At 62.0% G+C, this 14,782-nt stretch carries 9 protein-coding genes; 1 reads left to right on the forward strand and 8 read right to left on the reverse strand.

Going from position 1 to position 14,782, the window contains the following annotated elements:
- Positions 1-43 precede the first annotated feature (43 nt).
- The 4 genes from FHS92_RS03100 to FHS92_RS03115 all read right to left on the reverse strand — a co-directional run bounded on the left by FHS92_RS03100 (position 44) and on the right by FHS92_RS03115 (position 7,959).
- Complete coding sequence (locus tag FHS92_RS03100; RefSeq protein WP_184077421.1) at positions 44-4,354, reverse strand: strawberry notch family protein; 4,311 nt, start codon at positions 4,352-4,354, stop codon at positions 44-46.
- Between the two features lie 138 nt (positions 4,355-4,492).
- On the reverse strand, positions 4,493-6,568 hold the full coding sequence (locus tag FHS92_RS03105) for a ParB/RepB/Spo0J family partition protein (protein ID WP_184077423.1): 2,076 nt from the start codon (positions 6,566-6,568) through the stop codon (positions 4,493-4,495).
- A 32-nt stretch (positions 6,569-6,600) separates the two neighbouring features.
- A complete protein-coding gene (locus tag FHS92_RS03110; RefSeq protein ID WP_184077425.1) occupies positions 6,601-7,524 on the reverse strand; it encodes a DUF7146 domain-containing protein in 924 nt (307 codons plus the stop codon).
- Positions 7,525-7,734: 210 nt separating this feature from the next.
- Positions 7,735-7,959 (reverse strand): hypothetical protein, encoded by a 225-nt coding sequence (locus tag FHS92_RS03115; RefSeq protein WP_246351748.1) that lies wholly within the window; start codon positions 7,957-7,959, stop codon positions 7,735-7,737.
- Between the two features lie 175 nt (positions 7,960-8,134).
- Between FHS92_RS03115 and FHS92_RS03120 the strand changes: the two genes are divergently transcribed.
- Positions 8,135-8,356, forward strand: coding sequence for a helix-turn-helix transcriptional regulator (locus tag FHS92_RS03120; protein WP_184077427.1), 222 nt, complete (start codon positions 8,135-8,137; stop codon positions 8,354-8,356).
- Here FHS92_RS03120 and FHS92_RS03125 read toward each other — a convergent pair.
- The 4 genes from FHS92_RS03125 to FHS92_RS03140 all read right to left on the reverse strand — a co-directional run bounded on the left by FHS92_RS03125 (position 8,316) and on the right by FHS92_RS03140 (position 14,728).
- Entirely contained in the window at positions 8,316-9,707 is a 1,392-nt protein-coding gene (locus FHS92_RS03125) for a tyrosine-type recombinase/integrase (protein WP_221230866.1), read from the reverse strand. The two genes, FHS92_RS03120 and FHS92_RS03125, sit on opposite strands and share 41 nt — an antisense overlap.
- A 681-nt stretch (positions 9,708-10,388) precedes the next feature.
- Complete coding sequence (locus FHS92_RS03130) at positions 10,389-11,687, reverse strand: MBL fold metallo-hydrolase (RefSeq protein ID WP_184077431.1); 1,299 nt, start codon at positions 11,685-11,687, stop codon at positions 10,389-10,391.
- A 2-nt stretch (positions 11,688-11,689) separates the two neighbouring features.
- Positions 11,690-13,426: a gluzincin family metallopeptidase gene (locus FHS92_RS03135; RefSeq protein WP_184077433.1), complete on the reverse strand. Its 1,737-nt coding sequence runs from the start codon at positions 13,424-13,426 to the stop codon at positions 11,690-11,692.
- Between the two features lie 120 nt (positions 13,427-13,546).
- Positions 13,547-14,728: a DUF2235 domain-containing protein gene (locus tag FHS92_RS03140; protein WP_184077435.1), complete on the reverse strand. Its 1,182-nt coding sequence runs from the start codon at positions 14,726-14,728 to the stop codon at positions 13,547-13,549.
- Between the last annotated feature and the right edge of the window lie 54 nt (positions 14,729-14,782).

Below are 14,782 nucleotides of genomic sequence, written 5' to 3' on the forward strand. Positions count from 1 at the left end.
CCTTCTCGGCCCACTCCTGAGCTCCTCGACGCATTTTCCTCCGTCATGGACTTCCATCCGCCAGCGCACCCATAATGTCTGCAAGAACCGTTTCAGCCCGATCTACCGGCACAAATGTCCGTGTCACATAGCTAATGACCTCGGTGAAGCATCCGTGCGCCTTCAGCCATTCACGGTCCTGCGGCTGGGCACTACGCAATTCCAGCCTGCGGCTGTTGTTGACGAAGACCGAGACCAGCCGCGTTCCATCCAGACCCGGCACCAATACGCCATTCCCGGTACGCGCTGCCGCGATCAGTTCTGCGGGTGTCAGGCGGACCGAAGCCGCCAGCCCAAACTCGCCCTCAAGCTTTTCGACCGCTGCGGGCATGACAATGCGGCCGAGCAGCGTCTCGCCGTTTCCGTCGGCGATGCGCCAGACCCGGACATCGTCGGCGGGCAGCTTGTGCCACACCGGTAGCAACAGACCCGTCGCCAGGCTGATCGTCTCGACATCAAGGGTAGAAGAAGCAGTTGCGACCTCAGCATCCCATAGCTTGCGAAAATCCTCGCGGTCGATTGGCTTCCAATGGCTGATATAGAGCGCGCCCAGCGACATGCGATCATGACCTGTCGGGCGAACCAGCTGGCACATCGGTACCGGCCTGCCCTCATCATCGGTAACCGACCAGGACGGCACGCGCAGCGCCACCCGGCCGGATCGCCCGTTGCGCAGGAAAGCGATGTCGTTCGTGCCGTCCCAAATGTGCATCAGGCGGTTCCAGGACGTCGTCCAAGGCCGCATATGCAGTTCAAGCCGGAGCAGCCGGGTCTCCGCGCCGGTCAGCGGATCGGTGCGCAATACCTGATCGGACAGCGGGACAATCCGCTCGGCGCGGATCGTCTCGACGCCCAGATCGAGCGTGCCCGCCTCACGCGCGGCATCGACGCGGGCCTGGATCAGGCCGATATATTCCTCGAAGATCGCGTTCTGGGTGGCGATACGCAGCGCCAGGATACGATTGAGCCAGCGCTGGATCGGCGGCAGTTTTTCGAGCAGGCCGCCGCCGTCCTGCTCGGTGAGCTTGAGGCCGGTCATCGTCTGAAAATCCAAGAGGCTGGTGCTGGCGAGCTTGCCGGCATACAGCAGATGATACCACTGGGTCAGCGCCTCCTTGGCATAGTCGCTTTCGAGATTGTCGGCCGGATCGAACAGGTTCTGCCCGCCGGTCTGGCGCTGGCCGCGGGTCAGCGCTCCCAGACTGTCGAGGCGGCGCGCGATCGTGCTGATGAAACGCCGTTCGCCCTTGCAATCGGTGATGACGGGACGGAACACCGGCGCACTCGCCTGATTGGTGCGGTGGGTGCGCCCAAGCCCCTGGATCGCGGTCGCGGCCTTCCAGCCGGGTTCCAGCAGGAAGTGGATACGGCGCTTGGCCGCACTGCCGCAGCCAAGATCGGCATGATAGGACCGCCCGGTGCCGCCCGCGTCGGAAAAGGCGAGGATCGGTTTTTTGCCCGCCATGAAGGCATCGCTATCATAGCGCCGCGCACCGGGGCTGCGCGGTTCGAGCTTCCGCCTGCCCGATGCATCCAGGACGAGGCGTCTGGAGCGTCCCGTTACCTCAGCCACCTGATCACTGCCAAAATGCGCGATCAGTGCATCGAGCGCTGCCGGGATCGGCGGCATACCGCAAAGCTGCTCAACCAATGCGTCACGCGCGGCCAGCGCTTCCTGACAATGAACCGGTCTGCCGTCGTCATCGACCATCAGTTCGGAGCGCATCATGCCGTCGCTGGCCTTGAAGGCCCGCAGCATCCGCGTGGGAAAGGCATTCTTCAAATAGTCGATGAGTCCATCGAGCGGCGAAACATCCACGAAAAGCTGCGCACGTTCCTGTGCCGACAGGTCAGCAAGGCGCCGGTCGAGGATTGCCTCGCCGGTGGTAACAAGCTGCACGACAGCGGCGTGCCCTGCGGCAAGTTCCCCCTCAATCGCACGGATCAGGCTCGGCACCTTCATAGCCAGAAGGACGCCCGAATAAAACCGCTGCTTGGCAGATTCGAACCGGGACAGCGCTGCCCCTTTTGCCTGTGCATTCAGGGTATCGCCCGACATACGGTCAACGATGTTCGTCGCCTTCAGGGCGTCAGCCAGGTTGGCATGAATAATTTGCCACGCATCGCAGTAGGTATCGTAAATCAGGATCTGCTCGGGCGTCAGGCGGTGTTCCAGCGCCTCATATTCGACTCCGGTGAAGCTGAGCGCACGGGCCGTATAAAGCCCCATGGCTTTCAGATCCCGCGCAACGATTTCCATGGCAGCGATACCGCCGCTGTCCATCGCTGCCATGAAGGCGGCGCGGTCGCGAAACGCGGTGCCCGGTCCCCACAGGCCAAGCCGGGCAGCATAGCAGAGATTGGCGGGATCGGTGGCGCCGGTCGCCGAAACATAGAGGACGCGGGCGCGGGGTAGCGCATGCTGGAGTCGGACACCCGCCAATCCCTGCTCGGAGCCCTTGGCCGTGCCGAACTCGGTATCGGTCCCTGCGGCATTGGCGAGCGCATGCGCCTCGTCGAAAACAATCATGCCGTCAAAATCCTCGCCAAGCCAGGCGCGGATCTGCTGCAGGCGTGAGGCCTCGTCATGGCGCGAGGAACGCAGCGTCGCATAGGTCAGGAAGAGAATGCCGCTCGCCATGCCGATCGGCTGGCCCAGCGGGAACGCATCGAGCGGCTGGATATCGATGGGGAGCCCGCCGAGCGCGGCCCAGTCACGGCGCGCATCCTCGACCAGCCCGGCGCTTGCCGATATCCACACCGCCTTGCGGCGTCCCTGATTCCACTGGTCGAGAATGCAGGCCGCAACCTCGCGTCCCTTACCGACTCCGGTGCCGTCGCCGATGAAATAGCCGGTGCGGTAGACATGACCCTCGGGCGTCTCGGTGAGTTGGTCGCCTGCATCGTTGGGCAGGAAGCTGCCGGGCAAGTCGCGCGCGAATGCCTCACCGGCATGGATCAAGGTTTCGAGCTGGGCATTCGATAATGCGGCAACGGCGCGGTCCTGCAACATAGGCCGGTAACTGGGAGCCGGGGGCAGAACCGAGGCCATGGCAACGGATTCGACCAACTGATCGGGGTGCGGCTTCGCACTCGGGATTTCGATGCGCGCGAGCCGCCAGGGGACATAGATGCCGACCGGATCGCCTGCGGCAAGCGGCGTGTCCCGAACCGCATAATCGAGCGGGCGGGGAACATCGTCGATCCGTGGTTCGCGTTTTGGCGTGGCGAGTTTCGATCCCGTGAGGTTCGTGAAAAGCGATGACGGCGAAGGTTTGGTACCCCGGCGTAGTCTCGGCTGCGCCATCGCAGGCGCAGGAGGCGGCGATTGCGACGGGTCGAGCCGGGGTGGCAGACCGAGCACGATCGGCAGAGCGGCTTCGATATCGGGCACGGTGTGGCGAACCGTCTGCCCCATCCAGCCCTTGTCGTAGATCAGCAACCGGACCGCGATGCTGGTGCCGTGCTTGGCGTAGGGATTGCCGAGGATCGTGATTTCCACGCGCGGCGGAACGACTTCGGCCACTGCCGCGTAACCGGCTGCGCCGCCGCCATCGGGGGCGAAGCTGGGTGGCATGATCGCAACGCAGCGCCCGCCGTGCGCGAGGCGCAGCAGCGCGGAGCGGAGATGGCGCGCACCGGCGTGCCGATCACGGCCACGGCCCTCACTGCGGCTGAAGGGCGGGTTGATCAGGACGACGCTGGGAGCAAGGCCGGATGGCAGCTTGTCGTGGATAAATTCCGCGTCATGGGTGGTGACGTCATGGCGAAGCGCCAGGCCCAGCAGCGCCGCCCGTTGCTGATCTCGTTCGTTGAGCAGCAATTGGGCACCAGCCCTGGCAGCATGGGCCGCAAGCATCCCGGTGCCCGCCGATGGCTCGAGCACCAGGTCATTGGATTTGAGCTGCGCCGCACGGGCGGCGAGCCATGCCAGCGCCAGCGGTGTGCTGAATTGCTGGAGATCGACCTGGTGTTCCGACCGGTAAGTCTGGGTCGGCAGGCCGTTCTGAAAGGCAAGCAGCGCGGCGAACACCGCCTCAGGTTCAGCGCTATGCATTCCCAGCCAATCCTCTCGCCCAATCAGCATCACCTGCCCGGTCTCGAGCGCATCATAGGCATCGCGCATCGACCAGGCACCATCGGCATCTGACGCGCCAAACGCCTCTGCCATCTGCCGCGTAAGGAACTGGCGGGTGATGCTATTGGATCGAGCAAGCGCATCCGCAATGACGCGGGCTACGGGCAAGAGCCTATCCGCCTTGGCGCATTCGGACGGGAGTTCGGGTTCGGCGAGCTTGAGCAGGGGCAAGTTCATGGAGCGTTATCCTTGGGAAATCGGGCGGCCATCCGCCCCGTCGCCAATCGCCCTCCCCCTTCACCCCACGGCGGGGACGCAAAGAAACGGGGCCGCAGCATGACACCGCGGCCCCGTCAGGAGGGCATGTTCGTGAGGTCAGGCAGCGGCGGCGAGCGAATCCATGCCGTCGTCTGCGCCATCTTCTGCGAGATCGCCGGGTTCGAGATTCTCGTCGGGGCTTGCCGCTTCGCCGGACTCGTCGAACACCTCACCTTCGGCCTCGATCATCGCATCCGTTCCGGCATCAACAGGCTCGAAGCGCATGGCATCGGGCAGCCAGCTGATCGCCCGTTCCTTGATCTCGGCCTCGACGAGGATGTCACCAGCGAAGAGCTTCTCGGCAGAGGCGGCAAGGTCATGCTTTTTCGATGCCCCGTAACGGTGGCGCAGTTCGGCACTGCCGACGGTTTCGAACAGGGAAAGGATCATCGGTTTGGTGATCCGGTCGAAGTAGTTTTTCGCGGTCGGCCGCCACCAGGCCGCGACATCGATCATAAGCTTGTTGCCGAGATGATCGATGAACGCGCTGCCGGTTTTGCCTGCAGGCACCGCGTCGAACGTTCGGGCCACCGCCCAACCGAGCCAGGCTGCGCGGGTTTCGTCGGACAGAGCGCAGAAGCCATCGTAGCGGTCGCGGACATCTTCATGGTCGATCCAGCTGCGATCGAGGGCGCTATCGAGTTTCGCCCATTCCTCCGCCGCCAGCGTGCCGCTTTCGAAACTGGCGACACGCGGAGAAGGCGCACGAGCGCGCAGTTCGCTGGCAAGATCGCTGCTCCCGTAATGCCGAGTTGCGGCATCGGCCATGATGAAGGTGCCAACCTCGAGCGCGAAGCGCGGATCGCTTGCGACATGGACGCTCAGCAGTTCGGTCTTCATCATCGCCAGCTCGTCGGCGAGGCGCTGGCTCATGACCGGCTTGGCCGAACCTTCGGTCTCGTCGGTATCGTCTTGCCCACCATCGCCTTCGCCATCACCATCGGCGTCATCACCTTCATCGACAGGCGCATCGACCGGCGCGACGTAGAGCTGTTCATGAATACGCGGCTGGCCATCGCGGCCGATCACGACATAGGCGAGCGCCGAAGCCTTCTGTTCCTCAGTCAGGACCGGCGTTCGCGACTGGATCGCCTCATATTCCTCCTCGAGTGCCTGCGTCCGTGCTTCGTCGTCAGCGGTGTAGCCCTCGCCGTTTTCGTCGGCGGCGTTTGCTTCAATCGCTTCCAGCTCATCCTGTATCTCCTCGCAGCGCGCTTCTTCTTGCGGACTAAGCGGCGGCAATTCGCCCTGAACCTGCCGAAGACCGTAGGTTTCTGTATAGGGAATATAGGATGCGGCAACGGCGCGGATTTCCGCGAAGCCTTCGTGCTGACGGATTGCTTCGGCCGCAGCAGCGAGTTTTTCCTCGGCGAGGTGATCGAGAATGTCCCCATCGATCCACATCTCGGTGGCGTCATCGGTGAAGAGATCGCTCTCGATCCGACCACCGGCACCGACATAGTCATCCCGTCCGACCAAGAGCGCCTTGGGGTCGCTGCCGCGATAGCCGCCGGAAGCGAGCTGGCGCCGAATCTCACCGACATTGGCGCGGTAATAGCCCTGACCGAGCTGCTCGAACACGGAAGCCTGGCGCGCGGCATCCGAGGTGCTGGCATAGGCCATGGCGATGTCGAGCGTGATCGATCCGTCGCGCAAAGCCTCAAACACCGGTTCGGCGAGACCCGCAAGGCGCAGGCGGCCGAGCACGAAACGTTCGGTCAGGCCGAAGCGCTTGGCGATGTCGGCGGGCGTTTTCTTCTCGGTTTCGATGATGTCCTGGAAAGCGCGGCAGGCATCGGCGGGGTTCATCGCCAGTTTGAAAAAATTCTCCGACAGGCTGATCTCGACCGCATCGTTGGCATCGGCGAGAACTTTCACCGGCAGTTCGTATTCAGCGGGCAGATCACCCTTTTCGATCGCGCGATGGACGGCATCGAGACGGCGGCCACCAGCGGTGATGCGATATTGCCCCTTCTTGCGCGCGACCGGCAGGCCGATCAGATTCTGGAGGATACCGTGGGCGACAATGCTGGCTTCGAGTTGGGCGTCGGCTTGAGGGTCACTGCTCTTGCGCACATTGCTGGGCGATTTGGCGAGCTTGGCTGCGGGCACAAGAATGATAGGCTGGGACATGGAACTTCTCCTGAGCGGCGAGGCCCAACCATTCAGGCCGCTTGCCGCAACCAGCCTCCCACCCCCTTCCCTCCTGAACGCATCACGTTATTCCAGTCGTTGAAGCCTTGCGGTGGCCACAGCGTCTCGATCGTACGACCGGGCATTGCATAGGCTTCGGCAGCCTTGGCCGCGCCCATCCGCCCGCCGCGATCATTGTCGGGAAGCAGAATCAAGCGGGTGACGGTGTCGGGAATGGCGATATGGGCCAGGCGCTCGTTCCCGAGCGTCGCCCAGACCGGGATGTCGAGCAGCAGGATGGCCGAGAGCGCGGTTTCGATACCTTCGGCAAGCCCGAGTGTATCGGTCGCCGGTGCGAGCACGACAGCGCCTTGCCCCGGTCGGCCGAGCATGCGCCGAGGATTACCCAGGTCGCGGGCGCGGCGCGGTTCATCGGGATCAAAAAATGTCCGCTGGAGCGCGACCAGACGTTCCCGCTCGTGCAGTGCTGCTAGCATCGCGGGTCTGAACACCGCACGTTTTCGTCGGCCGAGCGGCGTCCATCGGTGAAAGCGCAGGGCAGATGGCGACAGGATGATCGAGCGGCGGCGCAGATAGTGCTCGGCTGGTGTTCCCGCGAGAGGACTCGCACTATCCCAAAGATCGAGCGCCCGTTGCCGCAGCCAGGCGGGACTAAGGGCGTTCTGCGATGCTGGCGATGGAGACGCAGCCGGTCCACTCAGCGGGATATTGCGGTCGAGCCGCCGGATTGCCCGGATAACGTCATGCGTGTCGCAGCCGGCAAAGCATTTGAACAGTAACGCCTTCTCGCCAACACGCACCGACAGGCTGGGCGTGCGGTCATCATGGGCCGGGCAATGGCACATCGCGCCGCTCGGTGACCAAGCGCCGCCCAACCGCACAACAATATCCGCAGCCGCCCGTTCGAGCGCCGAACCGCAAGATCGGCTTGGCATAAGTTGCTCCCGTAAAATTGGAAAAACGACGCCCGTTGAGGGTCGTCAATGCCTTGATGCGAGGGGTCTTGCGGGCAGGCGCGATACCATCATGGCGGCAACGACTGAAACGGGGCTACAGCGGCCTAGAAAGGCTCCGGTATGGTGCCCAACAGGGCCAAAGGACTTCAGGCGCACGATTTCATGATCCGGTGAACAGGTCCGTCATCGTTATCGGTGCCTGATCACCTTCTTGGTTGCGCCGCAGATCGAACACATATCTAGACGCCGTTCAAATCCATGACTTCCCGCCAGTTCGCGCGTCTTGTGATTGGCATGCTGACGGATACTCAGGCCCAGCTTTTCCGTGACACAATCGTCGCAAATCGGTTCAGGCGTCAGCCGGGTGATGAGAGCCTTCACCCGCTCCAGAACATTCATATCTGCCTTGTCCATAATGCGTGCATAGCAACAACCTTGCACTGACGCGATTATTTTGAACTCCCTCACATAACCACCCAGCTATTCGAACGGAAAAACCGGAACCGAAGTGCCCCCATGCTGGCAGGATCGGCCTGTCTCGCTCAGTATCGGACGTTGGCGGTCAGACCTTTGTTATAGGTAAAACATCATGACCGCTGACACTGGCCCCTCTGTTCCCATCAACAAAACTGACTGTTTCCTGCGACTGCCCGCTGTGCTCAACCGGGTCGGGCTGAGCCGCGCTACCCTGTACCGGAAAATCCGCGATGGCAGCTTTCCACGACAGGTCGCGATCAGTGCCAACAGCGTGGGCTGGCGTGAGACCGACATCAGTCGCTGGATGACTGATCCCGGCGCTTATCAGCAGTAGCCTTAGGTCTGGCTTGCGCTTTGCTTGCACATTGGGGTTTGTCATCCGCGACAATCTGCAGGACAAGTGCGCTGAGTTTCTTCAATGCCTGCGCTTTCTCGTCGAAATAGGAATAATGGTCATAAACCCCTTCCACCCCGGGGATGACATGCCCGAGCACTCGCTCCGATATGTCGCGCGGCACACGGGCGCGGGCCATCAGGGACTTCGCTGTGCGGCGCAGGTCATGAACGACCCAGTGCGGGGTTGGATGACCAAGCGAGGCCGCCATTTTTTCTTCGAGTGCTGCCTTGCCTTTGCTCAGGCTGTTAAACGGACCATCATAACGGCTGGCGAACACATAGACGTTGTCATTCCGGCGTGGCTGGGTTTTGATGACATCGATGACCGTTTTGGGCAGTTGCAGGGAGGCCGCATTGCCTTTTTCGCGCGCTTCGGTCCGGATAGCCCAGACGCCGGTCTCGGAAATATCCGTCCACTTCATGGTGAGCAGCTTGCTGCGGCGCTGCCCGGTCAGCAACGCGACGCGCGCAAACGCGCCGAATGTTCCCGTCGATTGCGCGGCCACCCAGAGCACCCGGATTTCTTCATCATTGAGGATGCGTTTGCGCACCCGCAGCCGAACACTCGAACGTCGCATCCCCCGCACAATCGGCGACACATAATCATCTGAACGAGCCGCGTACCAGTTGAAGAGCTTGGACAGCATTGCCAGCACATGGTCCGCCTGCCCCGGGCCATGATCGTCTTCGAGCACATCCATCAGCCTGGTGACATCGGCCCTTCTGATGGAAATAAACGCCCGATCTCGCCAACGCGGTTTGCCCTCAAAATCAGCAAGAATATAGCGGTCGAATATTCGCTCAATCTCGATGGCCGACCGCAGCGGCGCCTCCTTTTTGCGCTTTGGTCCTGCGCCTTCGGCGGTGTCGCTTTCCTTCCTGACATGGCGTTTCAGAAAAAGGCTGACGACGGACTGAACTGTAGGCTCATTGTCGCAAGGGGCCTCGCCAATCAACGGTGGAAGCGCAATGGTAGGTTCCGGCATTAGCGGTAGAGTGACTTCCCGCACCTGTTCCTGCCTTGGATCTTGCCCTTTCGCTATCGCCATTAGCCAGTCGCGCGCGGTTTCGCGAGCGGTCGCCAGATCCATGATATCCGCGTCAGCCAGGGTGCGGCGGACCGGATTGGGATTTCCGGGAAATCGGGCAAACACGATGAATGTTCTGCTGCCCTTGCTGCTGACGCGCACACCAAGGTGAGGAACAACTGTGTCCATGACCTCGTATCGCGATCCTTTTTCTGCGGCTTTCAACGCAGAGATCGTTTTGGGAGTGAGCATTTTACGCATCCTGTGCGCCTTCGGGTCTGGAGGGGTAATATCGCCATGCTACTTATGGCCCCCGACCACTCCCTCCTTCTCCCCTGCCAAAATATTCACCTGCATGCAGGGTTAAGCCGTTACCGATCAGTTGCATGTCTCAATGCAAAAAAGGATATTGACGCAGCACAACGAAAGCATGCAAGCGAAGGGGCTTACCATTGCCGTATTCGGCAAACGGTTGATCAGACCGGAAGCGCGGTTAGTCTGGACTGTCGGGATTTGGACACCGAGTTCCTGTGAACTGCTGGTGAGATAGGCGAGTGACATCAAGCCCAGTTTCTTAAGGATGCAAATGGATGCATCCCATTTGCGAGACCGCCTGTTCCTGCCCATTGATTTCTGTCCGGCAGTTTGTGACGGCTAGGTCGGACAGTCCCGAACGTCTCCTTTCAGGGAGCAGAATTGCGATAGCCGACGTTCTGAGCAGCCAGCCGACACGTCAACTTCGCGCCCTACTTTGGGCCATTGGGCAAGGCTGCCCGGAATCCTGAAAGCCGTCGTTCGGTTACCTCGTCTATTGCGAGTTGAGATATTTACGACCCGGTTTAGCTGCGACCAACAAGACAAAAAATCTGCGAGTCTTAGACGCCCTCGCTCGTGGGATCGGTGGATCTGTGCCCCGCATTTGCCCGTTGCAATGGGCTTTTCCTAGTCTAGCGCGATCTCGATCTTGTCATAGGGTAGGTCTGCCGCGAGTTGTTCGGTCGAGTGAAGGTTCGAATTCTCGTCCAGCTCGGCAACCAGCGTGCGGCGCGGCACCTCGGTATGTTTGTCGTCGCTGCCATGCTTGCCGTGCTTGGTCGACATGACCGAGGTCAGCCGGTCGGCGGTTTTCTTCCTGTTCTTCTTGCGAAAGCGCTTCCACATGCTGCGCGGTGTGGCGTTTCGGCTGCCATGATGCCCCACCTTGTAGAGGTCGACATCATCAAGCAGCGGCGCCAGCTCCGACTGAAGGGCATATTGCCAGTTCTCGAGCTGGGCATCGCCCGGGAACAACAATGTCTTGCTGCCGGCACGCATCAGCAGGATCAGGCTTGTATTGTTCATCTGCGAATCGAGACTTCGCACCAGCCCCAGCATCATCTCCGCATTGGCATCGTCGATCCGGTGCGCCAGCCAGCGCTGCTCGGTAAGGAGCCTTGAACGCAACACCCGCGGCGCATCGGGGAAGAGCAGAGACCCGTTACCCGAGCCCGCGGCGTCGCTGAATCGCCTGAGTGCGAACTGCCAGAACTCGTCCTTGTCGCTCGACTTCTGCTTTTTGATGCTGTCGGTCTGGGCGAGCGTCGGCGGGCCCAGCACGTCGATCTTCACGCCGGGCAGGGTCGCCGACAGATCGAGCGCGCAGCCGTGAAACAGGAACAGCCGTTCCTTCGACATGGACTGGAGATTGTCGATCGCTGATCTGTTGGCGATGTTGTCGCCACCGATGAAGGCCAGCTCGCTAGCCAGCCCATGGGGCAGATTCTTCGCTGCCGCGACATAATCCTCGGCCTGCTTGGCCATCGCATGCATGCCCTCGAGCGATGCCTTGCGTGCCGCAAACGCCTTGACCGGATCGCCGCCGGCAGGGCCCTCCCAGTCCACCGGTGCCTCGGGTGCCTCGGTCCAGGGCTGAAGCACGACAGTCGGCTTGAGCCCGGCAATGACATCCCCCGAGCCCGCGCCATTCTTCGTTGCGAAGCCGCTGATATGGTCGGCGTGGCGATGGGTGGCGACGACAATGTCGAGCCGGTCGCCGTCACGTTCGGTGCATTTGGCCGCAATGTCCTTCGCGACCCCCAGCATGAAATCGGCCGCGACATTCTCGGGAAGGCCGGTGGTGCCGAAGTCGATCAGGATGTGGCGCCGGCTCGCATCGTCATAGTCGAAGCGCAGCAGGAAGCAGTCTCCGAAGCCGACCTGATAGGCGAAGATCGTCGCCTTGACGGGTGCAGGATCCGCCATCGTCAGCCTCCCATCCGTTCGAGGTGGCAGAGCGCAAAGCGCAACCGGTCCTCGCCGCCACCGCCATCGAGCTGTCCGGTCTCGAAGAGATATTGCGCGCGCGCCAACTGGCGGGACCCGTCAAAGATTCGATTGGCGATATGGTATTTGACCTGACCATATTGGTCGAGTATCACCACACCGCCGCCATAGGCGGTGTAACGGTCTGTCGTCTCCATGCCTTCGGGGCGCTCGGCACCGAGCAGCACCTTGAACTCCGACCCGAACAGGTCGTGACGCTGGACATATTGGCAGACCGTCTCGTGGAGCGCGATGCCGTCGGGTCCGACGCGACTCGCCGGGTCGATCGACAGCACCTCGCTATAGGCGCGCTCGCTGATCCCCAGCGCTTCACGGTTCTCCCACAGGAAGCGAAACAGCTCGTTGCGATCGCGGGTCAGCGCCGCATAGTTGGAGCGGGCATAGGTCAGCCTCCCGGCATCCGGAAAGCGGGTCCAGCAGCCATCGGCGTCGCAACCCTGGACCGGGGTCTCGATCCCGTAGGCGGAGAAGGCCGCGCGGATGGTCGAGCGATAGAAGAGCTCGTCCTCGGGCACCAGCTCGCGATCGGCGGTCAGCAGGGCAGCCAGATACTGGCTGAAATCCATGTCGGTCGGCGGGCAATAGTCGAGAGCACGGATCGATAGGTTGAGCAGCTGCCCCGCCAGCCGGGCACCCTCATCGACCACCGATGCCAGATTGTATGTATCTTTCACGAACCGCCCGAGCTGCTCGATGCGCCGCATCCACAGTTTCAGAAAGGCAGTCATCATCGCCGCGACGATCACCTCGCCGCGGTCATGCTCGTCCTCGGAAGTGCGCATCTCGCGCCCCAGCTCGGGCGTGATCTCGACCGAACGGCGCAGGGCCTTTCGCTCGCCACTGCCCATCGCATCGCCGACCTCGCGCGCCATGCCGAAGAATATCGATTCCTTGATCGCCTGAACGGTCAGCTTTTCGGCCGAGACCAGCGTGATCTGCTCCTCGCCCGCCTCGACCGCACCATCTTCGCCAATTGCCGCTGCGACGACAGGCTTGAGCGAGAAGATGGAGAGTAGTGCTATGATGTCGGCAAAACCCTCATGGAAGGCCGCCTGGTCGGGACCGGACGGCTCGGTGTAGCGCGTGCGCAGCCCGTCGAGCAGCGCGTGCGTGGTCTCGTGCGCGACAATGTCATGCGAAAGGCTGGTGAAGACCGGGCTGCCGTCGTCGCGCCGGAAATAGCCGAACATCAGCGCGCGATCGGGCTCGGAATAGAAGGCGTTGGGCTGAGCAAAGGCATGCGGCGCGACGTGGAGTTGATGCCCGCCCGAGCTCCATCCGACGCGACGGCCGAGCGCCCGCTCGAAGGCGCCCAAGGTACGCATCGTGATCGCATAGGCGTTCTGGGCATGGAAATTGGGATCGGCCAGTAGCCGTGTCTGATAGGCCGGATCGAGCAGATCCTCGCCTTCACCCGGCGCGAACGGATCGAGCAGATTGCCCTCGGCGTCCTGATAGTCCTGCTGGTCGAGATAGGCCATGCGATCGGTCGCATTGTAATCGACCACCTTTACCCGATAGCCGGTCGGCCCCTTGGCCAGGATCTCGGCAGGCAGCGACACCTGAGTGAAGGCCATCGGTCCGTCGGGCCCACCAAGACGCAGCCCAGGGTCCTTGGCGACGATCGTCAGCTTGCGGGTCGGGGGTGCCTCGGTCATGCGGTCATTCTCCGGACGGACATCAGCAAGATGTCTTCCGTCGGTAGCGCGGAAGCAAGCGAAGAACAGAGATTCAGGCCGAAACGGACACGATTGTTGCGAACCCGTTCCAATCCCATGTTAGTTCCCTTCGGCATCATCGAAATCGTCGGCGACCGCATAATCAGCAGGCAGATTCACTGGCCGGTATCCACCTTCCATGCGCTGCACGACGGAGCGATGCAGCCGCGCTCTGGACTCGATCCGGCGAGGTTCGGACAGCGGAAAATAGACCCCCCATCCCTTGCCCGTCTCGGGCCAGCGCCGCCATTTGACGCGCTTGGGCACAACCTCGAACAGGGGCCAGAAGCTGCTCATCGAGTTGTGAACCGGACCCTGTGCGTCGGGCGCTACATATTGCACCCGTCCGCCGGCCAACGGCGCGCCCAGCGCCAAATGCTCGAACATCGCCTTGTCGATCAGCAGCCCCTGCGCACGCGCCTCGCGTACCATCCAAGCCAGCGGAAACTTTGCGACTTGGCTCTCCGCCTCGGGATAGCCGCCGCCGACATCGGAATGATCGCCCGTGAACCAGACTGTCTTGGCATCTTGTGTCGCCGCATCGTCGCCGAATGGGTCCGGCTTGAACGGCTGCCCCTCGTCCCATTTGTAGAGGCGGAACATGCTGCGCCGCTCGTCGATCGCAGCCGCCTGACGGAAGGTCCGCACGCCTGGGTTCCGGCGTGTGTAGGGGAGGAAGGAAAGGCCCGGAAAATAGAAGCGGTCGCGACGCGGCACGATCACCGAGGCGACCGTGTCCCAAACACCAAGGAAATGGATCTCAGCCCGCCGTCCGCCGATCACGCGCTGGAACTGCCACGCGATCTCAAGCGAATTCTCGCTGGCGCTCCGCTTGTAAGCGGTGAGTGCATAGGAAATGAGATTGAGCTGCTCTGGGCGCAGGATGCCCAGCAAATGCACGAGACCGGCGACCGCACGGGCGGTGTAGGCACCCCGGCTGAACCCGAACAGGTAGATGCGGTCACCCTCTCGCCATTCGCGGCAGAGAAAGGCATAGGCATCGAGGATGTTGTCATCGAGCCCCCAGCCGGTCGCCAGCCCGAACAGCGCCGACATCCCCTGTCCCACATGACTCCAGTCCCTGTTCAAACCGATTGTGCCGATCCCGGGATCATAGAAGACGAGCTGACCCCCGCTCCTGATCGCGATGCGGTAGAGCTTGAGGACATTGGTCAGGTCCTGCTTCACTTCGTTGCTGGTGCCGTCACACAGTAGTACGAGGTTGCGCGGCGAGGTGCTCATCGGTCACTCCCGACGATACGGATCTGGATCATCTTGCTGTTCATGTTTCCATTC

This window comes from Sphingobium subterraneum (assembly GCF_014199435.1).
GTDB classification, from domain to species: domain Bacteria; phylum Pseudomonadota; class Alphaproteobacteria; order Sphingomonadales; family Sphingomonadaceae; genus Sphingobium; species Sphingobium subterraneum.